The sequence below is a fragment of the Staphylococcus chromogenes genome, assembly GCF_029024625.1.
Classification (GTDB): domain Bacteria; phylum Bacillota; class Bacilli; order Staphylococcales; family Staphylococcaceae; genus Staphylococcus; species Staphylococcus chromogenes.
Genome location: NZ_CP118953.1, coordinates 2259702 through 2280008 on the forward strand (window position 1 = coordinate 2259702; position 20307 = coordinate 2280008).

25 protein-coding genes are annotated in these 20307 nt (G+C 37.5%); 10 read left to right on the forward strand and 15 right to left on the reverse strand.

Going from position 1 to position 20307, the window contains the following annotated elements:
* The first annotated feature begins 67 nt into the window (after positions 1–67).
* Both PYW36_RS11055 and PYW36_RS11060 read left to right on the forward strand, forming a co-directional pair.
* Entirely contained in the window at positions 68–301 is a 234-nt protein-coding gene (locus PYW36_RS11055; protein ID WP_037575378.1) for a DUF3923 family protein, read from the forward strand.
* A 44-nt stretch (positions 302–345) separates the two neighbouring features.
* On the forward strand, positions 346–963 hold the full coding sequence (locus tag PYW36_RS11060; RefSeq protein WP_172458453.1) for a LysE/ArgO family amino acid transporter: 618 nt from the start codon (positions 346–348) through the stop codon (positions 961–963).
* 102 nt (positions 964–1065) lie between these two features.
* Here the strand turns inward: PYW36_RS11060 and PYW36_RS11065 are convergent, their stop codons facing one another.
* The 5 genes from PYW36_RS11065 to PYW36_RS11085 all read right to left on the reverse strand — a co-directional run bounded on the left by PYW36_RS11065 (position 1066) and on the right by PYW36_RS11085 (position 5299).
* Complete coding sequence (locus tag PYW36_RS11065) at positions 1066–1899, reverse strand: urease accessory protein UreD (RefSeq protein ID WP_103158633.1); 834 nt, start codon at positions 1897–1899, stop codon at positions 1066–1068.
* A gap of 1 nt (position 1900) precedes the next feature.
* Positions 1901–2512, reverse strand: a complete 612-nt coding sequence (gene ureG / locus PYW36_RS11070; RefSeq protein WP_037575375.1) for an urease accessory protein UreG — start codon at positions 2510–2512, stop codon at positions 1901–1903.
* Between the two features lie 11 nt (positions 2513–2523).
* A complete protein-coding gene (locus PYW36_RS11075; RefSeq protein ID WP_037575373.1) occupies positions 2524–3213 on the reverse strand; it encodes an urease accessory protein UreF in 690 nt (229 codons plus the stop codon).
* Positions 3206–3658, reverse strand: a complete 453-nt coding sequence (gene ureE / locus PYW36_RS11080; protein ID WP_103158632.1) for an urease accessory protein UreE — start codon at positions 3656–3658, stop codon at positions 3206–3208. Before ureE ends, PYW36_RS11075 begins: the two co-directional genes overlap by 8 nt.
* Before the next feature lie 180 nt (positions 3659–3838).
* Positions 3839–5299 carry a carbon starvation CstA family protein gene (locus tag PYW36_RS11085; protein ID WP_103158631.1) on the reverse strand — a complete coding sequence of 487 codons (1461 nt, stop codon included), beginning with the start codon at positions 5297–5299 and terminating at the stop codon, positions 3839–3841.
* Positions 5300–5675: 376 nt separating this feature from the next.
* Between PYW36_RS11085 and PYW36_RS11090 the strand changes: the two genes are divergently transcribed.
* The 3 genes from PYW36_RS11090 to PYW36_RS11410 all read left to right on the forward strand — a co-directional run bounded on the left by PYW36_RS11090 (position 5676) and on the right by PYW36_RS11410 (position 7242).
* Positions 5676–6191, forward strand: a complete 516-nt coding sequence (locus PYW36_RS11090) for a YceI family protein (protein ID WP_037575365.1) — start codon at positions 5676–5678, stop codon at positions 6189–6191.
* A 137-nt stretch (positions 6192–6328) separates the two neighbouring features.
* A complete protein-coding gene (locus tag PYW36_RS11405) occupies positions 6329–6754 on the forward strand; it encodes a DUF5996 family protein (RefSeq protein WP_258026737.1) in 426 nt (141 codons plus the stop codon).
* Positions 6754–7242, forward strand: a complete 489-nt coding sequence (locus PYW36_RS11410; RefSeq protein WP_258026736.1) for a DUF5996 family protein — start codon at positions 6754–6756, stop codon at positions 7240–7242. The genes PYW36_RS11405 and PYW36_RS11410 overlap by 1 nt, the downstream gene beginning before the upstream one ends.
* 311 nt (positions 7243–7553) lie before the next feature.
* On the opposite strand, the gene PYW36_RS11105 is transcribed toward PYW36_RS11410, so the two are convergent.
* From PYW36_RS11105 to PYW36_RS11115, 3 genes are read right to left on the reverse strand one after another with little or no spacing between them, the layout of a single operon-like run.
* The gene (locus PYW36_RS11105; protein ID WP_103158630.1) at positions 7554–8147 is read right to left on the reverse strand and encodes a hypothetical protein; all 594 of its coding nucleotides are present in this window, start codon (positions 8145–8147) and stop codon (positions 7554–7556) included.
* Positions 8111–8761 (reverse strand): hypothetical protein, encoded by a 651-nt coding sequence (locus tag PYW36_RS11110; protein ID WP_103158629.1) that lies wholly within the window; start codon positions 8759–8761, stop codon positions 8111–8113. Before PYW36_RS11110 ends, PYW36_RS11105 begins: the two co-directional genes overlap by 37 nt.
* Before the next feature lie 23 nt (positions 8762–8784).
* Positions 8785–9063, reverse strand: a complete 279-nt coding sequence (locus PYW36_RS11115) for a GNAT family N-acetyltransferase (RefSeq protein WP_103158628.1) — start codon at positions 9061–9063, stop codon at positions 8785–8787.
* 238 nt (positions 9064–9301) lie between these two features.
* On the opposite strand from PYW36_RS11115, the gene PYW36_RS11120 reads away from it, so the two are divergent.
* The gene (locus PYW36_RS11120) at positions 9302–9835 is read left to right on the forward strand and encodes a DoxX family membrane protein (protein ID WP_103159132.1); all 534 of its coding nucleotides are present in this window, start codon (positions 9302–9304) and stop codon (positions 9833–9835) included.
* A 43-nt stretch (positions 9836–9878) separates the two neighbouring features.
* On the opposite strand, the gene PYW36_RS11125 is transcribed toward PYW36_RS11120, so the two are convergent.
* Positions 9879–10892, reverse strand: a complete 1014-nt coding sequence (locus PYW36_RS11125; protein ID WP_103159131.1) for a M23 family metallopeptidase — start codon at positions 10890–10892, stop codon at positions 9879–9881.
* Positions 10893–11162: 270 nt separating this feature from the next.
* Here PYW36_RS11125 and PYW36_RS11130 point away from each other — a divergent pair, with 270 nt between their 5' ends.
* The 4 genes from PYW36_RS11130 to mhqD all read left to right on the forward strand — a co-directional run bounded on the left by PYW36_RS11130 (position 11163) and on the right by mhqD (position 13869).
* Positions 11163–11591: a MarR family winged helix-turn-helix transcriptional regulator gene (locus PYW36_RS11130; RefSeq protein ID WP_037575350.1), complete on the forward strand. Its 429-nt coding sequence runs from the start codon at positions 11163–11165 to the stop codon at positions 11589–11591.
* A gap of 77 nt (positions 11592–11668) precedes the next feature.
* Positions 11669–12628, forward strand: coding sequence for a ring-cleaving dioxygenase MhqE (gene mhqE, locus PYW36_RS11135; RefSeq protein WP_103159130.1), 960 nt, complete (start codon positions 11669–11671; stop codon positions 12626–12628).
* Positions 12629–12647: 19 nt separating this feature from the next.
* Positions 12648–13265 carry a flavin reductase family protein gene (locus PYW36_RS11140; protein ID WP_103159129.1) on the forward strand — a complete coding sequence of 206 codons (618 nt, stop codon included), beginning with the start codon at positions 12648–12650 and terminating at the stop codon, positions 13263–13265.
* A gap of 16 nt (positions 13266–13281) precedes the next feature.
* Entirely contained in the window at positions 13282–13869 is a 588-nt protein-coding gene (mhqD, locus tag PYW36_RS11145) for a methylhydroquinone degradation carboxylesterase MhqD (RefSeq protein WP_103159128.1), read from the forward strand.
* Between the two features lie 113 nt (positions 13870–13982).
* On the opposite strand, the gene PYW36_RS11150 is transcribed toward mhqD, so the two are convergent.
* The 6 genes from PYW36_RS11150 to rpmH all read right to left on the reverse strand — a co-directional run bounded on the left by PYW36_RS11150 (position 13983) and on the right by rpmH (position 19771).
* Complete coding sequence (locus PYW36_RS11150) at positions 13983–14843, reverse strand: ParB/RepB/Spo0J family partition protein (RefSeq protein ID WP_037575337.1); 861 nt, start codon at positions 14841–14843, stop codon at positions 13983–13985.
* A gap of 41 nt (positions 14844–14884) precedes the next feature.
* Positions 14885–15604: a 16S rRNA (guanine(527)-N(7))-methyltransferase RsmG gene (gene rsmG / locus PYW36_RS11155; protein WP_103159127.1), complete on the reverse strand. Its 720-nt coding sequence runs from the start codon at positions 15602–15604 to the stop codon at positions 14885–14887.
* Positions 15605–17479: a tRNA uridine-5-carboxymethylaminomethyl(34) synthesis enzyme MnmG gene (gene mnmG / locus PYW36_RS11160; RefSeq protein WP_037575332.1), complete on the reverse strand. Its 1875-nt coding sequence runs from the start codon at positions 17477–17479 to the stop codon at positions 15605–15607.
* A gap of 16 nt (positions 17480–17495) precedes the next feature.
* Entirely contained in the window at positions 17496–18878 is a 1383-nt protein-coding gene (mnmE, locus tag PYW36_RS11165; protein WP_037575330.1) for a tRNA uridine-5-carboxymethylaminomethyl(34) synthesis GTPase MnmE, read from the reverse strand.
* Positions 18879–19063: 185 nt separating this feature from the next.
* Positions 19064–19411, reverse strand: coding sequence for a ribonuclease P protein component (gene rnpA, locus PYW36_RS11170; protein WP_037575327.1), 348 nt, complete (start codon positions 19409–19411; stop codon positions 19064–19066).
* Positions 19412–19633: 222 nt separating this feature from the next.
* Complete coding sequence (gene rpmH / locus PYW36_RS11175) at positions 19634–19771, reverse strand: 50S ribosomal protein L34 (RefSeq protein ID WP_000240855.1); 138 nt, start codon at positions 19769–19771, stop codon at positions 19634–19636.
* Positions 19772–20307: the final 536 nt, after the last annotated feature.

Below are 20307 nucleotides of genomic sequence, written 5' to 3' on the forward strand. Positions count from 1 at the left end.
GTGACTCACGCAAGTCACCATTTTTGTGCTATTCTATATAATAATAAATTTTTTAGGTGGGAACATTATGTTAAAAGCATCATGGATAATATGGAGTATCGTCACTGCTTTTTGGATGATTTTATTGATTAGTGGGGCCGGGTTCCTATGGCTACGTGACGTTGATGGCACAGGTGCCGTTCAAACACCTGAGATAAAATTGCTATCTATCGGAGTCTGGATTGCATTTTTAATGATTCCATTCGTTTTACAAATCCTATGGCTCCTTATCAATATTGTAGCCACGCAAAAACAAAAATGAGTGCTCATTCGTCATTGTGCCTCAAACTGAAAGGATGACGAGACATGATTCAACCTATAATGCATGGCCTTTTACTCGCTTTAGGCTTAATATTACCGTTAGGGGCACAAAATGTGTTCGTTTTTAACCAAGGTGCCAATCATCCTCGATGGTCACGTGCACTCCCCGTCATCATTACCGCGGGCTTATGCGATACATTACTCATCTTGTTAGCCGTCCTCGGCGTTTCTTTGATTTTAATGTCATTTCCAACGTTACAGCTTGTGATTTATATGATTGGACTCATCTTTTTACTTTATATGGCAGGGGCACTTTGGCACGAAAAGCCTGCATCAATGAATCACCATTCTCAAATGTCTGCAAAAAAGCAAATAGGCTTTGCGATGTCCGTTTCACTATTAAACCCTCATGCCATCATGGATACTATCGGAGTCATTGGCACAAGCGCTGCCCTTTATAACGGCACTGAAAAGTGGCTCTTTACACTCGCAACCATCAGTGTGTCGTGGATTTGGTTTATATGCCTCTCTTTGTTGGGCCGTTTCATTGGTCACATTGATTCATCGGGAAAATTCATCTTATTTTTAAACAAATTTTCTAGTATAATCATTCTCATTGTGGCACTGCTTATTATTAAAAATATGCTTCAGTTAATAATGTAATCGAAGCTTTAATTAAAGAAATCTTTAGTGCGTAATGGTTTTATCGCACTATTACAATAAAGGAGTAGGACAGAAATCATTACGATTTCTGTGTCCTACTCCTTAGTATTTTCGTAAAAATTGGGCGTCTTCTTCATGATACGTCGACATTACAAATTGATGAACTTCATGAATCACACGATTGATGACATCGGTAGAATTTGCGAGAATACGTATCGTTAAGCCATGGGTCGGCAACAACGTGACGCCGACACGACATGTCTCACTGATATGGTTTTCAACCACTTCGTTGATGGCTTCTACACACTTTTGATTGACATGTGGGCTAATATAAAAACATGCGCCCAAATGAGTAAACCCTTCCATATAGCCAATATCAGCAATTTTATTTTTTTGTGTATCTAAACGCAAATTGTCATATACAACGATTTGGTCATCGACATAAATTTCATTTAGTAAATGTAAATGATCGTATTTAAACATATGACCTTCTTTGTCGTAGCCGGGTGTTAAAATGTCCGAATAAAACATTGTGGCTGTTTTTGACAATTTGAAATGATTATGTTGGAAAAATTTGGCATGGGTATACCCGATAATAGGGTCGCCAATATATTCCATAAAACTTTCATCGTCTAGTGTAAATGTTTGATATTGTTCTACGTGGTCTTCCATCGTTTTGAAGACGATGGTCGCCCCCTGATTCGTTAAGACGGCATGCGCTTTTGGTTCATAATGCACATTCATGCGATACCGGTCACCATCGACGAAGCCACCCCCCAAGTTAATTAAAAACATCGTTGGGTGTGGACTACCGTTTAAGTACGATGGACGTAGCACTTTCAGTCCGCCTTGAAAATACGTTCTTCCATTAATTGTTTTCGTCCCATCATGTTTAAATGTGAGATCGAGTTCCCCTGTCCAATCTGAAATGGCCATACTAATCTAATCCTTCAAGAAAGACGTCTTTACGAATCCAATCGATGACATCGTCTAGTCCTTCGTCTGTTTTTAAGTTTGTAAATGCAAATGGACGATCATTTCTGAATTTTTTCGTATCTTCTGCCATTTGATCAAGTGATGCGCCGACATGTGGGGCAAGGTCAGTTTTATTAATGATAAAGTAATCCGACTTAATCATCCCTTGGCCACCTTTACGTGGAATTTTTTCACCTTGTGCTACGTCGATGATATAAATTGAAAAATCAACGAGTTCTGGACTAAATGTTGCGGCTAAGTTATCTCCACCTGATTCAATGAATAAAAGCTCAATATCGTTGTGACGTTCCATTAACTCATCAATCGCCGCAAAGTTCATCGATGCGTCTTCACGGATGGCAGTGTGCGGGCACCCTCCAGTTTCTACGCCGATAATACGATCTTCAGGTAAGACACCTGTCTCTACTAAAATCTTTTCGTCTTCTTTTGTGTAGATGTCATTCGTAATAACACCGATACTTTTATCTTTTGATAAACGTTTCACCACTTTTTCAATAAGTTGGGTTTTTCCTGCCCCTACAGGTCCCCCGATACCAATTTTAACTGGTTTCATACTTCATCCTCCTACGATATAAATATTCTTACATTCACGTTTTCGTGTTCTAATTGATTTAACTCAATGCCTGGCGCAGTTAAACCAAAATTACGTTCATCTTCTGCCATAATTGCCTCACGTGTGTCTGTGATAAATGGCATCATCTCTGAAACAATTTTTTGGCCTTCTGTTTGCCCTAATGGGATAGCGCGTACAGCATTTTGCGTCAAACTTGAGATGTTTTGATATAAAAAATAATCAATAATCTGTTCAAGTGATATACCCAAATGATGGCCTAATAGTGTAAATACGACTGCCGGATGTGCATGCAGGCGGTACTCTGAAACTTCTTGATAGTACCAGTTTAACCATGCATCATCGTAAAGTGTGTGGGCCAAATGCGCCATACGTTTTCCCATTTGTTTTGTGCCTACACGCGTTTCTCTTGGTATATTTTGAACAAATAACATTTGATCAATGCGTTTCATTTCCGCTTCATCATTTTGTTCAAGAGCTTCATACGTCATACGCATCGCCAAACCGTCTGTATACGTCAATTGTTCAGTTAAAAAGACTTTCAACCACGTTTGAAATGAGGCCGCATCATGCACATCCTCACGCTGAATATACGTCTCTAATCCAAAAGAATGACTAAATGCCCCTGTTGGAAATTGAGAATCACAAAATTGAAAGAGTTTTAATTGCGCTTGATTAATCATGAGAATGTCCTATATGTTTAAAAGCTTGGTTCACTTTTCGAGCTTCGCGTTGATAAGGAATGCCTAAGTCTTTTAATAAATCCTCTACAAGGTAGTCATATTGGACAAGCATTTCTGAATCAGTGAACTGCGCTGGCAAATGACGGTTGCCTAATTGGTGTGCAATGTCACCCATTTCTTTTAAAGTGCGTGGTTGAATCGCAATAATATCTTCAGAATTGACATCGATAATAATCATATTTTTGTCATCACGATATAAAATATCGCCATATTGTAAATCTATAGATTGGTTTAAACGAATCCCAATTTCTGTGCCGTGATCTGTTTTCACACGTTGGATACGTTTAACAAGATCAGAATTTTCAAGATACACTTTTTCAATATGCACTTGTTTTTCTTCCGGTGTTAAGTTTGCGATATTGCCTTGAATCGATTCTACAATCATTGAATCATCTCCTTTTCTACTCGCTTTATTTTAACATCTGGCAAAAATTTTGAATAACAAAACACTTTTACATAATAATAAAACTATGCGTGCGCTAGTATGAAGGTATACTAAAAAAGAGGGTGTTACAAAACGTTTTAGTAACATCCTCTTTTAATAAAGTTTGATTCGCATATTAAATTAAGAATAGTTCGGATGATTTTTCAATTGGACAGCATGATCCAATTGAAACGCATCGCCCACTGTATTTTTTCGATATTGATAAAAGAAATAAGAAAGCCATAACCCCGTTAAACCTATCGCCACGGCATAACTTAAATCTAAATTGAGCCCAAATCCTATCGGCTGACTTAAAATGTACGTAAATAAATTCCACGTCATAAATGTCGCCGGAATGAAGGCCACCCAATAATTTTTACCTGCGATTAACAAGTACATGGCTCCGACCCATAAGGCCACAGCAGCTGTTGTTTGATTGGCCCATGAAAAATATCTCCACAAAATGGTAAAGTCAACTTGTGTTAATAAGAAACTCGCAATAAATAATGGGACTGCCACAATAAAACGTTTGCTGATGGCTTTTTGTCCTAAATGAATATAATCTGCAATAATCATACGCGCGCTTCTGAATGATGTATCTCCACTAGTAATCGGCAACACAATAACACCTAACACGGCGATTGTCCCGAAAAATGAGCCGAGAAGCATCGTTGAAACTTTACTTACGACAAGTGCAGCTTCACCTTGAGCTAATACATTTTGTAAGCCCCCATAGCTACCAAATAAACTCATCGCTGCTGCGGCCCAAATCATCGCAATAATCCCTTCTGCAATCATCATCCCGTAAAAAATGACACGTGCATTCTTTTCCTTATTCGTTGTACGAGAAATGATAGGCGATTGAGTAGCATGAAATCCGGATAAAGCACCACACGTAATCGTAAAAAAGAGTAATGGGAATATAGGCGCTTTATCAGGATGCATATTTTCCAATGTTAACTCTGGGATAGGTGCGCCCGTTTGGATTAATCTAAAACCGACTCCTAAAGCACTAATTACCAGCAAAGCTCCAAATATAGGATAAATACGTCCGATAATTTTATCAATTGGCAATACTGTAGATAAAATGTAATACACAAAAATAACAAAAATAATGAGACCTAAAGCGACACGTCCATCCATCAAATTATGTAACAGTAAAGCTGGACTTGTCACAAATACCGTCCCTGTAAGTAACAGTAAAAGCAATGTAAAAATATTCACGACGTGTTTCATAGCTTGACCTAAAAATTTACCCGCCAGTTGTGGTAAATGCGCACCACGATTACGAATCGAAATCATCCCCGTTAAGTAATCATGTACAGCCCCTGCGAAAATACAGCCGATGACAATCCAAATAAAAGCGACAGGTCCATACAGTGCCCCCATAATCGGACCAAAAATCGGGCCCACACCAGCAATATTTAGCAGTTGAATCAGTGAATTAGATGAAGTTTTCATCGGTACAAAGTCTACATTATCTCGTTGATCATGCGCGGGTGTCGGTCGATCGTATTTTGGGCCAAACATCTTATCGATATACTTACCATACGTAAAATAACCCAAAATCAATACCAAAATACAGACAATAAATGTAATCATACAACTCCCCCTTTGTTTAATCCCCTTAAACGCTATTTTGAAAGCGTTTTCTTATATTGTAAATGATATGCTTTGTCTTCACAATATTGACATAAATTGACGTTAGAAGACGTGCCATACACTGCCCTCTATATCTATAGTTACGTCTTAATGGTCTTAATCCCTATAACATTTGACTTCTTCTCTTTCCATGTTTAGTCGACATCTTTAAAAGGTAAACTATTTATATCACGTATGATGAAACTATTGTCATGCGCTTAAAATGATAGTATTCCAAAAATATTTCGAAATTGAAACTTTTTTATTGCAATCCGACGAAACATGGTATAACATTTATACCGTAGACGAAACATTTACTTTCTAGGAGGATTTTACAATGGCAAAATATAATTTTGATCAAGTACACAGTACATTAGAATTTTCAATTAAACACTTAATGGTTTCTCGTGTTAAAGGAACATTTGAAAACTACAACGTTGAAATTAACGGTGATGTGAACGATTTATCTTCACTTGAAGCTGTGACTACAATTGACGTTGAATCTATTAACACAAATAACAAAGACCGTGACAACCACTTAAAATCAGCAGACTTCTTCAATACGGATGAAAACAAACAAATCGTATTCAAAACTAAAAAAATCACTGAAGACTCAGTGACTGGTGATTTAACAATTGCAGGTCAAACTCACGAAGAAACATTTGATGTTGAATTTAACGGTATTAGTGCGAACCCAATGACTGGTGGCAAAGTGACTGGTTTCTCAGTGACTGGTAAAATCAACCGCGAAAAATATGGTATCGACTTTAACCAAGCCTTAGAAACTGGTGGCGTAATGTTAGGTAAAGAAGTTAAATTCGAAGCACATAGTGAATTTGCAGTAGAAGAATAATATAAGCGAAGACTTTAAGATATAACGACGCATTTAATCGTAAATGCGTCGTTTTTTTGTATTTTCCAACAGGATGTAAAAATCATCAAAAAAGCGGGTAAATACATGATAAACACATTTCAATGGAGGTTCTAAAGATGTTAAAAATTGCAGAATGGAAAAAAGAACAAGAAACACTACACCTTTTAGCACAAGTACTTGGAAAGCATAAATTAGCAAGTGCTTTTCAGGAACCTCAATGGGCACATGTGATTTTGGATATGAATACAACGGGTTTTTCGACAGGCTTACTTTTCAACTATGACTGTACCTATACGATTAATGTCGATTTACAATCTCATCGTCTCGTTGTGGAAACGGACCATGGATGTGACGAAATGCCGTTACGTGAGGGTACAACGATTCAAGACTATTATGAATGGATACAACAAACCTTGAAACGTTTTAAAGTCGAGGTTCCTATCAATACGACACCTCAAGAAATGGCACATACGACCCCTTTTGATCGTGATACTGAACATCATCATTATAATGAAAAATTTGTCATGAAGTGTTGCATTTAATGAAATTTGCAGTACGTGCACTGAGCCAGTTTGTGGCCCCTTTCAGAGCACGTAAAATTAAACCAGGTCTATTTTGGGGAACTTTCGACATTTCTACGATTATCAACTACAATGCATTTCACGAAATGTTTGAACCGTCTCAAGTTATTGAATATGCAGCCTTCGATGAGCATTTTATTGAGTTTGGTTTTTGGTTTGGGGACGACACATTTGAAGGACCGACTTTCTTCGTTTTACCTTATCCGTTCGTTGACAGTTCCTTAACATTTGATCAACCTTTAATCGATCAAGCTTACTTTGATCCAAAACTAACAGAACTCATCTATGAACTCAAATCCACGACGCCTGAAGCGCTTCATGAGCTTCATACGTTTTTAAACCAAGGTTTCCATATTTTTAAAGATCATTTGTCATGGGAAAACTGCCAACATTACGAAGTCCCACTAAAAATGGCACAAAACCAAATAGGGAAGTCTCCCCTGAAATAGTCCGGTTAGACTCCCCTCAACCAAAAGTGCATGGAAATAGAGTTGGATACGTCCATCTATAATAAAAATTTACGCTCAAATAAATTTTGAGGGCTATTTTCATACAGTTTAACGAGTAAAATAAATTTTATGACCTCCTCTTGAGAAATTAAAGCCCCTTTGATAGAGGCTTTAGCCGAGACTTCTGAAGGGTCTAAGCAAGATTTTAAAGAATAGTCACATCTTTAATATATAAAAAGGCTGTCGACAAAGTTGAACTTTGCGACAGCCTTTTCAGTATATCTCATTGAGATACCTTTAGAATCTATCAATTATTCGTATTTATTTGCACTTTCACCTGAAATGTTAAGTCCTGATTTGACAGTACCTTCATTTTGTACAGGTGTAATGTCTTTACCATATGTGTATACATTACCTTTAACGTCAAGACCTTCAACTTCAGCGCCGTCTAAAATACTAATACCGATTGCTGATAATTCTTTAATAACCCCTTTAACAAGAGATTCGCCTGTGCCACCGTAAGTTTCTATATTTTCATGCACTGTAACTTTACCTACAGGTTTACTAATTTGAATACCTACTGCACCGTCACCGTGTGTTTCGATACTTTTTAAGTAGAGTTCTTTAATTGTACCATCGTAGTTATTAATACCACGTGCACCAGTACCTCTTGTAATAATAGGGGCTTGGATATCTAACAAATGGATATTACCAAAGTTTACAAAGCCGATACCGCTTGTTCCTTCAGATAATACATCGTTTTGTACGACCCATTCTTTTACAGCGCCCCAGTTGTCGAGTACCATATCGTTGAAACCATATGTTTTTGTCACACCATGGTTTTCAACACGATCAACATGTGCATTTGTTACGGTGAATACGCCAGCTGAAATACGGTCTGCCACACCTTGTGTGAGTAAACCATTTGTGTAAACGTCTTTTGTTGTAATAAATTTGAATAAATTGGTGCTTCATCTGTACCTGAAACAAACACACCACTACCATTCACTGGTTCACCGTCCCGTCCAATTGTGACATCTTTAATTTCAGTATCGAAACGAATATCTGGGGTGCGGTTCCAAACAGTTAACCCACCTTGGATAACCGTAACACCAAAACCTGTAGGGCCTTCTGATTTATGCGTTACATTAGCTTCAACTACATCTACATCTGTAATATCAATACGGATATCACCTGCAGCGTCGTCAGCGGTTAAACAAACTGAACCATATGTTGTTACATTTTCTAATGTAAATTGCCCTTTGACGCCTTGTTCTTTAAAGCTTACGGCGTCTTCATTTTTATTAGTGCGCAATGTAATATTTTTTAAGGTATTATTTTCAGTTAATACGATAAGTTTTCCTGTTCCAGTTAATTCAAATGAATAAGATTCACCTTCAAGTTGTACTCCAGATTCTAAAACAATAGGTTCTTCTAATTGAATATTCTCACTTACTGTAATTGAATTATCTGCGACGTTTGCTTCTTTTAATTCTTGAAAATTACTTACTTTAACCATTAATAAAAACCTCTCATTTTGAATTATTTTTGGTATACATCATGATATTCAGTTGTTTTTTCAAGTACACCTTTTGCGAAAGGACAAGTAGCTAAAATTTTCAAGTCATTTTCACGCGCATACTCAACTGCCGCTTTTACTAATTGTTTTCCTACGCCTTGACCTTGTAGGCTTTCGCCCACTTCTGTGTGATCAATAATAATTCTCTGTTTACCGGAAGGGACGTACGACATGTAAGCATCCACGTGATCTTCTGATTCACCAACATAAAACTTATGATTACTGTGTTTAACTTCCACCATTAAAATCATCCTTTAAAAATTATAAATATTATCATTATAAAAATTATACCACTATTCCACTTCTTTTAACCTTAGTTTGCTTTTGGGATATATTTATCTCGAATTTTGAATAATTTGTGAAAAATTGAACAAAACTATTGCAATCGTATTTCTAAGTGATATATTTAGTATACAAGATATATTAAATATACTAATACAAAGCAATATATTCATATTTATTTTTTTAGGGGTGTTTATTATGATTAAATGGTTACAACAAAGTAAAATTGCAAGTGTGCTTTTACTTTTATTACGTTTATACTTAGGATTTGGATGGTTCATGTCCGGTATTGGTAAATTTTTGAGCGGTGGATTTAACGCTGGGGGCTTTTTACAAAATGCCATTCAACATCCAGTTGCAAGCGAGTCCGGTGTCCAATATCCTATTTTCACATCATTTTTAGAACATATTGTCTTACCGATGGCACCGGTGATTAATATTTTAATTCCTATTTTAGAAGTGTGTATCGGATTATTATTGATTTTAGGTCTATTTACACCAGTTGGCGCATTTTTCGGTTTATTAATGAATTTCATGTTCTTATTTGCCGGTACAGTTTCAGTCAACCCGCTCTATATTTTAATCGGAATTTTCATTTTCATGGGTGGTTACAATAGTGGTCGTTTCGGTCTAGATTATTTCTTAAAACGTCTACATGGTTCAAAAATCCTTCAATTTTTTAACTATCATCCAGAATATACACATTACAATGAAAAAATCAGTGTAAAATAAAAAAACGAGCAAGCGAAATTTTTCTTCGCTTACTCGTTTTTGTTTATTGATTTGCTAAATAGCTATCTGGGTTAACAGCGTATTGATTACCAATGCCACCAGACATACGTTGGAAATGTAAGTGAGGTCCAGTTGAATTACCTGTGCTACCAGACAAACCAATTTGTTGTCCTTTAGAAACTGTATCTCCAGCTTTCACATTCAATTGATTCATATGCATGTACCATTGATAATTATTGCTATTCGCTTCTTGGATAGTAATTTGGTTACCTCCACCATAATTACTCCATCCACTATCAATGACTTTACCATCAGTGAAAGAATATACAGGTGTGTTTTCAGGCATACCGTAATCTACACCATAGTGCGCACCACCCGTTGTATACTGACCATACGGTTGCCATTTCGGATATTTATTTAGCCATCCTGAAGCTGCCGTATTATTAGATGATGCAGTTGTTGCATTATCCGTTTGTTGAGTTGCTTGTTTTGCTTGCGTTTGTGCATTTGGTGTTGATTGGCTTTGTGTTAAAGCACTTGTTGATGCATTTCCTTCATTAGATGAAGTATTTGATGCATTGTAGCTTGTTTGAGCTGACGCATTCGGCGCACTATAGCCTGTTTGATCTGTTGTGTTCACATTCCATTGCCCTTGTGATTGTGTATATTGTTGCGTATTATGCGTCTCTCTCATTTGTTGAGATTGACCATTATTCTTTTGTGCTTGGATTACAGCATGAGATTGACTTGGTGTATAGTCATTGTCATCTTGAACTTGTTCACCTTGTGCATAATAAACATAATGATGACGTCCCATGTCATCTGTATATGAAGAATGATATAATCCTTGTTCAAACATTGATGGATTCCAATTGCCATCTAATGTATGGTGGTAATTCCCTTGTGCATCTATTGTAACGTAATCATGTGTTTCTTGAGAAAACGTTGTTGATGTAGATGTTGACTGTACTTGTTCTGCTGCTTCAGCATCACCTTGCATGATACCAAAAGTTGCGAATCCAACTGTAGCGATTGTTGCAGCGGTTAACTTTTTCATAAAAAATAATCCTCCCAAATCATTGATATCAATTAATCTAGAGATATGGTAACATAAATATATCAGGGTGTCCGCGTTGTAAAAAAAATACATTCATTTTGTAAAACAATGGAAAACTTCTGGATTTATATAACAATTAAATGACAAAAAATGTAACATAACGTCTCATTTCCAGAATCATTGTGTCTTAGCAAACATTATCCTTTACATCTAAAACGATATACGTTATAATTATCTCGAATTCGAAATAAATTAAAGAAGGTGTTGTCATTGAACCGTGTTGATACTTCATTAAAAGTATTTATTGGACTAAGACGTACGAATGACATGTTAGATAAATTGATACACAAAGATATCAAATCCTATGGTTTAAACGTGACAGAATTTGCTGTTTTAGAGGTACTCTACAATCGCGGTGAACACACAATTCAACGCATTAAAGAACGTATTTTAATTGCGAGCAGCAGTACAACTTACGTGGTTACAAACCTTGAGAAAAAAGGGTATATACAGCGTAGACAAGATACGAAAGATAAACGCGTGAGCTATGCTTCCCTTACCGATAAAGGAAGAGCATTTATGGATGAAATTTTCCCAAATCACGCCAATGCAATTGCCTCTGTCTTTTCAGATTTATCAGAGGATGAATTGCAAAGTTTACAAAAGGTTTTAAAGCGAATTAGTACACAATCCGAGTAACTTCGGGGTGTGTACTTGATTTTTACAAACATTTTATTTCGAATTAGAAATATCATTCGCTAAAGGAGAGATTCATTATGATTCAATTTCCATTAAAAGGCATTCACCATGTGACTGCGATGACAGACGATGCAGAAAGAAACTATCATTTCTTTACAGATATATTAGGTATGCGCCTCGTGAAAAAAACAGTAAACCAAGATGACATTTATACGTACCACACATTTTTTGCAGATGATGAAGGCCACGCCGGTACAGATATGACATTCTTTGATTTTCCTAATAATCCTAAAGGCCGAAAAGGCACAAACTCTATTAGTCGTCCTTCCTTCCGTGTACCAAATGATGCTGCATTAGAGTACTACAAAGCACGTTTTGAAGAATTTAATGTTAAACATGAGGACATTCAAGAACTTTTCGGCAAAAAAGTGTTACCATTTGAAGAAGAGGACGATCAGACTTACCAACTGATTTCTGATGAGCACAATGAAGGCGTTGAACCTGGTGTTCCTTGGAAAAATGGTCCTGTCCCAGAAGACAAAGCCATTTATGGTTTAGGCCCTATTGAAATTACTGTGAGCTATTACGAGGAATTCAAACAAACATTGAGGGAACTTTACGGTATGAAACCGATTATCGAAGAAGAAGATGTCACATTGCTTGAAGTCGGTAAAGGCGGTAACGGAGGTCAAGTGATTTTACGTAAAGATCTTGGTACTGAAGCACGTCAAGGTTACGGTAAAGTGCACCACGTTTCATTCCGTGTGGAAGATGATGAAGCGATTCAAAATTGGTTAGAGCGTTATACTGAATTAGGCGTTCACAATTCTGGTCTCATTGACCGCTTCTTCTTCAAAGCGCTTTACGCACGTATTGGTCATATTTTAATTGAACTTTCTACTGATGGTCCTGGCTTTATGGGGGATGAACCTTATGAAACTTTAGGTGAATCGCTCTCTTTACCTCCATTTTTAGAAAGTAAACGTGATTTTATCGAGTCTGAAATTCGTCCATTTGATACCACACGTTCAAAATAAGAATGAGGAGGCATCACTCATGTTTCAGTTTGACGCAACGTCACTATCTAAACAACAATTGTACAAGTTTTTAATCGGGACAGTCGTTCCACGTCCTATCGCACTTGTTACAACTTTATCACGCACACACACAGTTAATATTGCCCCATTTAGTTTTTTCAATATCGTGTCATCTAAACCGGCGATCCTTTCAATAGCGGTCCAACGACACGACAATGGAACGATGAAAGATACGGCTCAAAATATTTTAGATACAAAAGAAGCAGTTATTCATATCGTGACTGAAAATAATGTCAATGATGCAAATTTAACCTCGGCACCTTTAGATAAGGACAAAAGTGAACTTGATTTAACACATTTCACGACGCAACAAACTGAAACGTCTCAGGTCCCATTCATTCAAGAAAGTCCTGTGCGTTTTGAAACGGAACTCTATGATCATATCGAAATTAAGACTGACGGCCAAACCGTGTCCGATTTGATATTACTCGAAATAACGCAACTCTATATAGATGAAACGTACTTTGATAAAGAGAAAGGCTATGTCAATGTGGCCGATTTAAAACCGGTCAGCCGACTCGCTGGTGATGACTATGCCACTTTAGGCGAGTTATTTACGATAAATAGACCTAGATGATAAAGGAAGTGATACGATGGAACATATTTTCAAAAAAGGAGCTCCCCAAAAGCCAACGTTTGTCTTATTACACGGAACGGGTGGCGATGAACATGATTTACTCCCAGTCGCTGAATTATTAGACTCGACTTACAATGTCATCGCTGTAAGAGGTAATGTATCAGAAAACGGTATGAATCGTTTTTTCAAACGTCATGGAGAAGGAAACTATGACGTAGAGGATTTAAAATTCCGTACACATGAACTTCATACGTTTTTAAAAGACGCAGCCACACAATATGACTTTGATATTAACAATACCATTTTAGTTGGTTTCTCGAATGGTTCTAACATTGCGATTGAACTGATGTTACAACCTGAAATGCCATATCGCAAAGGATTACTGTTTGCGCCACTCTATCCGTTAGACGTGGATTCACAGTTAGACCTATCGAATAAAGACGTCTTTTTATCTATGGGCAAAGCTGACCCTATCGTCACTGTAGAACAAAGTTATGATGTTGAAAATTTATTCAAAACACGTGGCGCGAATGTAACTTCATACTGGGTGAACAGCCATGAACTTACACGTGACGCCATTGAAGCCGCAAAAGCGACACTTTAAATTTTTCATTACCGAATAAAGATATGAAAAGACCTCAAATTCGTTTTAACGTTGAATTTGAGGTCTTTTTTCGTATTTGATAGCGTAGTTATTACCTGGGAAATAACACAAGACTACTTACGGTAAACGCGAATGTTAATTTCGTAGTAATCCTCATGTTCTTTTTCTTTTTGTTCGTATTTGATGCCATTGGCTTTAATTTCAAGTAAACTATCCGCAATAATATCCCGTGCTTCTGAAATATCTTGGACAAATTCAGGAGGTCGTGCAATCACTGTTTCCCCCTCATTTGTTTCCTCATTCACACGATTTTCTGTTGTTTTAAGACGTTCTTCAGTCTGTTTAACATTCAGTTGCTCTTTTAAAATAAGATCGAGCATTTCTTCTTGACGTTCTGCAGTTTGACCTACAAGGGCACGTCCATGTCTTTCTGTAATGCGGTGATCTCGTACAGCGTCTAACACCACTGGCTCTAACTTTAGAAGACGCAACTTATTGGCGATGAAACTTTGGCTTTTCCCCACGCTTTTCGCAAGTTCAGATTGCGTAATGCCTTCAAATGCCAACAGCTTTTTATAGGCTTCCGCTTCTTCAATGGCCGATAAGTTTTCACGCTGAATATTTTCAATCAGTGCAACGACGGCCGTTTCTTCATCACTCAATGCACGGACAATCACGTCCGCTTCACTTTTGTGTAGATGTTGGAGTGCTCGAAAACGGCGTTCCCCTGCAATAATTTCGTACATATTCTCTTCGATAGGACGAACCACAATCGGTTGTAAGAGGCCATGCGCTTGTATAGATTCAGCAAGTTCTTCAATACGCGCAGGATCAAACGTTTGGCGTGGCTGATAACGATTGGGTACAATCCGTTCAATTTTTATCGACTCGACACCTTGACTTGTCTCATCAACCATTTCGAGTAATTCATCTTTATTTTTTAATCCAAATAGTTTAGAAAAAGGTTTTTTCATTATGCTTCTCTCCCTTAAACCATCCCCAATACCCTACGCCACTAATCAATAAGTGGTGATTTGTTCGGTGTGCCTGGTTTTCTTGGATATTTTTTCGGTGTTTGACTTCGTTTTTGGATTTTAATAATTTGTCTTTCACCTGCATCTTCAGGAAGCTTAAATGTGAAAACATCCTCAATGCGTCCACCAAAAATACCGATGCCAAAACGTGCTTCATCTAACTCTTCTTGGCCTTTCGACGATTTCAAAGCGATAAACACACCGCGCGTTTTCACAAGTGGAATGCAAAGTTCACTGAGTACAGACATACGTGCAACAGCCCTTGCGGTTACAACATCGAAAGACTCCCGGTAGGCTTCATTTTTACCAAATGTTTCTGCGCGATCATGCACAAAATGAACGCCCTCTAAGTCTAGCGCCATCGCCAATTGATTCAAAAATTGAATCCGTTTGTTTAATGAGTCAACGATCGTCACACGAAGATTTGGAAAGACAATTTTAAGTGGAATACTTGGAAATCCAGCACCAGCTCCCACATCACAGACGTTCAGCGTGTCGTTAAAATCATGATAGAAGCTCGGTGTAATGGAATCATAGAAATGTTTCAAATACACTTCATGTTCTTCAGTAATGCTTGTTAGATTAATTTTTTCATTCCACTCTACAAGCATATCATAATAAGTTTCAAACTGTTGTTTTTGCTTATCTGACAAAGTAATACCATGTGATTCAAGTTGTTCTGCTAACCATGTTACGCTCATTTATTTCACCCTCTGAAGTTTTCCTTGTTCTAAATACACAAGTAAAATTGAAATATCTGCAGGGTTGACGCCTGAAATTCGTGATGCTTGAGCAATATTTAATGGTTTAACCTCTGACAATTTTTCACGCGCTTCTGTTGCTAAGCTATCAATTTTACTATAATCCAAGTCTTCTGGAATTTTTTTCTGTTCCATTCGTTTAACCTTTTCCACTTGTTGCAACGATTTATTGATATAGCCTTCGTATTTCGTTTGAATTTCGACTTGTTCTTCAACATCTGCCCCTAAGTGAGAAGTTTCTTCTAATATTTCTAAAATCGTCTCATATGTCATTTCAGGGCGACGCAACAACTCTTGGGCAAGAATGCCATCTTTCAAACGTGAACCGCCTTCACGCTCGATAATACTTTGAACGCGTTCGCTTGGTTTAATACGAATTTGAGATAAGCGTATGATTTCATCGCTAATGTTTTGACGTTTTTGATTGAATTTTTCATAGCGTTCTTCAGAAATCAATCCTAATGCGTAACCCATATCTGTCAATCGTAAGTCTGCATTGTCGTGACGCAATAATAGACGATATTCTGCACGAGACGTCAATAAACGATAAGGTTCATTCGTCCCTTTCGTTACAAGGTCATCAATTAATACTCCAATGTAAGCATCAGAACGTTGTAAAATCGTTTCTTCTTTTCCTAACACACGTGCTGCCGCATTGATACCTGCCATGAGCCCTTGTCCTGCCGCTTCTTCATAACCAGATGTCCCATTAATTTGACCTGCTGTATATAAGTTTTTAATTTTTTTCGTTTCTAGTGTTGGCCATAGTTGGGTTGGCACAATCGCATCATATTCAATTGCATAACCTGCACGCATCATATCTGCTTTTTCCAAACCAGGAATTGTCGCTAACATTTGACGCTGTACATGTTCTGGTAAGCTTGTAGATAAGCCTTGCACATATACTTCATTTGTGTTGCGACCTTCTGGCTCAAGGAACAACTGGTGACGTGGTTTATCATTAAAACGGACAAACTTATCTTCAATAGAAGGACAATATCTTGGACCTGTCCCTTTAATCATACCGGAATACATCGCAGATAAATGTAAATTATCATCTATTACTTTATGCGTGTCTCCATTTGTATAAGTTAACCAACAAGGCAGTTGGTCTAAAATAAATTCTGTTGTTTCATAACTAAAGGCACGACCTACATCGTCGCCAGGTTGAATTTCTGTTTTACTGTAGTCGATTGAACGTGCATTTACACGCGGGGGCGTTCCCGTTTTAAAACGTACCACATCAAATCCTAAATCCCGCAAATGATCGGCGAGCGTAATCGAAGGCAGTTGATGGTTAGGGCCACTTGAATATTTTAAGTTCCCTAAAATAATTTCTCCGCGAAGGAATGTTCCTGTTGTCAAAATCACGGCTTGACCCACATATTCTGTACCAATATTAGTACGCACACCTTTTACTTCATCATTTTCGATAATGAGCTCATCAACCATACCTTGCATCACATCAAGGTTTGGCTCATCTTCAAGCACACGTTTCATCTCTTGTTGATATAATACTTTGTCTGCTTGGGCACGTAACGCACGTACTGCTGGACCTTTACCTGTATTTAACATTCTCATTTGAATATGCGTTTTATCAATCGTTTTCGCCATTTGGCCTCCGAGTGCATCGATTTCACGTACAACGATACCTTTCGCAGGTCCCCCAACGGATGGGTTACAAGGCATAAACGCAATATTATCTAGATTAATCGTTAACATTAATGTTTTAGCGCCACGTCGTGCAGCAGCTAATCCTGCTTCAATCCCTGAATGTCCTGCCCCTACGACGATGACATCATATGTTTGTGTCATGCTAACTCCTCCTTTTTTATTTTCCGAGACAGAATTGGCTGAAGAGTTGATCAATCAGTTCTTCACTTGCCGATTCGCCTATAATTTCACCTAAAATCTCCCATGTGCGTGTTAAATCGATTTGAACCATATCCATTGGTACGCCCATTTCTGCGGCGTCTATTGCATCTTGTATCGCATTTTTGGCTTGTTTTAATAATGAAATATGTCTTGAATTAGACACATACGTCATATCTTGGTTTTGGACTTCCCCACCAAAGAATAAGTCTCTGATTTGGAGTTCTAGTGCATCAATACCTTGTTGCTTAAGCATGGAGGTTTCAATGACCGGCATCTTCCCTACCATCGCTTTCACTTCATCAATATCTAATCGTTGTTCTAAATCCATTTTATTAATGATGACGATTGCGTCCTCATTTTTGATGACTTCGTATAATTTGCGATCCTCTTCAGTTAATGGTTCATTGTAATTGAGCACAAATAAAATTAAATCCGCTTCACTAAGTGCTTTACGTGAACGTTCGACACCTATACGTTCAACAATATCTTCTGTTTCACGAATACCCGCAGTATCTACTAAACGAAGGGGGACACCACGTACATTGACATATTCTTCTAATACATCACGTGTTGTTCCTGCAATTTCAGTGACAATGGCCTTGTTATCGTGAATCAAACTATTTAACATAGAAGACTTCCCGACGTTCGGCTTCCCTACAATGACGGTTGATAAGCCTTCCCTCATAATTTTACCTTGAACGCCTGTATCTAAAAGTTTTTGAATATCTGTTTTAATCGCTTTTGAACGTTCTAATAAAAATTCAGTCGTCGCATCTTCAACATCATCATATTCAGGATAGTCTATGTTGACTTCGACTTGGGCTAAAATTTCTAAAATAGACTGACGCTGTGCTTTAATCATGTCACTTAGACGACCTTCGATTTGATTTTGAGCCACTTTAGACGCGCGATCTGTCTTCGAACGAATAAAATCCATCACTGCTTCAGCTTGCGATAAATCAATACGGCCATTCAAAAAGGCACGTTTTGTATATTCACCAGGTTCTGCCATTCGTGCGCCATGTGTCATCGTAAGTTCAAGGATACGATTGATTGTCAGTATGCCGCCGTGACAATTGATTTCAACGATATCTTCACGTGTGAATGTTTTAGGTGCACGTAAAATAGACACCATGACTTCTTCGACCGTTTCATCCGTTTCAGGATCGACAATATGGCCATAATTAATGGTGTGAGAAGCGACATCTTTTAATTGATGTTTTCCTTTATAAAGTTTGTCAGCAATTTCAACAGCATCATGCCCTGACATACGTACGATACCAATAGCGCCTTCCCCCATCGGTGTCGAAATGCTCGTGATTGTATCTAATTGTTCCATGACACACGAACCTCCTTTATGACTATCTTTATTTTAAATTCTTTATCTCACTATTGCGACTTTACTGTTTTACCGACATGTCTGAACTACTCCATCCAAGCGCTATACAGTTGCGCACCCTATAGGACAGAAGTAGAAGTTAGACTTCGGGGTGTCTGATGTCACACAAACCGAAGTCTAAAAAATCACTTTATTCGCTTGTTAAAGAGCTTCGCAATTTTTAAAACATGCTCTAAACTTTTTTGAATTTCTAACGTAGACATTTCTTTTGCTGGGTGTCTTGCAATCACAATAATATCTCGTGGTAACATATCGTTTTTATGCACTTTGAAACATTCTCTAATACTGCGCTTGATGCGATTACGTGTCACCGCATTTCCAATTTTCTTTGAAACACTGATACCTAATCTAAAATGCTCGGCTTGTTTGTGATGATACGTATAAACGACAAACTGACGATTTGCAACTGACCTTCCCTTCCGGTAGATCAATTGGAAATCTGCATTCTTTTTAATACGATACGCTTTTTCCATTTAACATCACTCGTCTTTCTCATTTCAAACGTCTTCTTAAGTCTTGTTCCGAAAAAAAGAGGGCTGGGACATCATGCTGTCCTAGCCCCTATACATACTGTTGATTTTAAAATTGGCAGTCGATGTTTGAATTATCCATACACTTGAAACAAGCTAATTTCAATTCTAACCCCTGCAACGACACCTCTAACATGAATGGTGTCATTCAATTAGATCTTTATCTTATGCAGATAAGACTTTGCGGCCTTTACGACGACGACGCGCTAATACTTTACGGCCGTTTTTAGTGCTCATACGTTTTCTGAAACCGTGCACTTTACTATGTTTACGTTTATTAGGTTGATAAGTACGTTTTACCATTAAAAACACCTCCATCTTGCTTCATTCAATTATCTTCATTCATTTTAACTATCTTGATCTTCAACGTGAGACCACGTTTAAAAAGATATTTTTCTCTTAAATGAAATGTCTACATTTCAAGCAACTACTACATAATATCAAATTCATATATGTAAATCAAGCGTATTTTTTGAATTAGCCTGTGATTAACCCTATAAAAGTTATCCACTTATGCACAGTCGAGTCCGAACAAATTGTGGATAATTATTTTTTGTGCACAAGTTACACAAAACTTTGGGCACATATTCACACCCGTTTGACAGAGGATGTTGTTAAAAAGTATAATTGTGTGGATAAGTGGTTAGACCCCTTACGTTGCATAGCTTTCTTTAACGAGATAATGTGACAAATCCCTGTGTATAATACTGAACTTATCTATAGTTACCCACAGAGTGTGATTAATTTGTGGATAATTATTAACAGCATGTGATTTACTTTATCCACTGCTAAAGAAACTGTGTATAACTCAAAAAATAACTTAGGAAGATGGAGTGTAA

Coding starts and splice junctions, on each gene's coding strand:
- PYW36_RS11055 (WP_037575378.1), top strand. CDS start 68: ATGTTAAAAGCATCATGGATAATATGGAGTATCGTCACTGCTTTTTGG.
- mnmG (WP_037575332.1), bottom strand. CDS start 17,479: ATGACACAAACATATGATGTCATCGTCGTAGGGGCAGGACATTCAGGG.
- PYW36_RS11140 (WP_103159129.1), top strand. CDS start 12,648: ATGTTTCAGTTTGACGCAACGTCACTATCTAAACAACAATTGTACAAG.
- mhqE (WP_103159130.1), top strand. CDS start 11,669: ATGATTCAATTTCCATTAAAAGGCATTCACCATGTGACTGCGATGACA.
- PYW36_RS11060 (WP_172458453.1), top strand. CDS start 346: ATGATTCAACCTATAATGCATGGCCTTTTACTCGCTTTAGGCTTAATA.
- ureG (WP_037575375.1), bottom strand. CDS start 2,512: ATGAAACCAGTTAAAATTGGTATCGGGGGACCTGTAGGGGCAGGAAAA.
- PYW36_RS11410 (WP_258026736.1), top strand. CDS start 6,754: ATGAAATTTGCAGTACGTGCACTGAGCCAGTTTGTGGCCCCTTTCAGA.
- PYW36_RS11405 (WP_258026737.1), top strand. CDS start 6,329: ATGTTAAAAATTGCAGAATGGAAAAAAGAACAAGAAACACTACACCTT.
- PYW36_RS11150 (WP_037575337.1), bottom strand. CDS start 14,843: ATGAAAAAACCTTTTTCTAAACTATTTGGATTAAAAAATAAAGATGAA.
- PYW36_RS11065 (WP_103158633.1), bottom strand. CDS start 1,899: ATGGCCATTTCAGATTGGACAGGGGAACTCGATCTCACATTTAAACAT.
- PYW36_RS11110 (WP_103158629.1), bottom strand. CDS start 8,761: ATGGTTAAAGTAAGTAATTTTCAAGAATTAAAAGAAGCAAACGTCGCA.
- rsmG (WP_103159127.1), bottom strand. CDS start 15,604: ATGAGCGTAACATGGTTAGCAGAACAACTTGAATCACATGGTATTACT.
- PYW36_RS11085 (WP_103158631.1), bottom strand. CDS start 5,299: ATGATTACATTTATTGTCTGTATTTTGGTATTGATTTTGGGTTATTTT.
- PYW36_RS11115 (WP_103158628.1), bottom strand. CDS start 9,063: ATGGTGGAAGTTAAACACAGTAATCATAAGTTTTATGTTGGTGAATCA.
- mnmE (WP_037575330.1), bottom strand. CDS start 18,878: ATGGAACAATTAGATACAATCACGAGCATTTCGACACCGATGGGGGAA.
- PYW36_RS11090 (WP_037575365.1), top strand. CDS start 5,676: ATGGCAAAATATAATTTTGATCAAGTACACAGTACATTAGAATTTTCA.
- PYW36_RS11075 (WP_037575373.1), bottom strand. CDS start 3,213: ATGATTAATCAAGCGCAATTAAAACTCTTTCAATTTTGTGATTCTCAA.
- ureE (WP_103158632.1), bottom strand. CDS start 3,658: ATGATTGTAGAATCGATTCAAGGCAATATCGCAAACTTAACACCGGAA.
- PYW36_RS11125 (WP_103159131.1), bottom strand. CDS start 10,892: ATGAAAAAGTTAACCGCTGCAACAATCGCTACAGTTGGATTCGCAACT.
- rnpA (WP_037575327.1), bottom strand. CDS start 19,411: ATGGAAAAAGCGTATCGTATTAAAAAGAATGCAGATTTCCAATTGATC.
- rpmH (WP_000240855.1), bottom strand. CDS start 19,771: ATGGTAAAACGTACTTATCAACCTAATAAACGTAAACATAGTAAAGTG.
- mhqD (WP_103159128.1), top strand. CDS start 13,282: ATGGAACATATTTTCAAAAAAGGAGCTCCCCAAAAGCCAACGTTTGTC.
- PYW36_RS11120 (WP_103159132.1), top strand. CDS start 9,302: ATGATTAAATGGTTACAACAAAGTAAAATTGCAAGTGTGCTTTTACTT.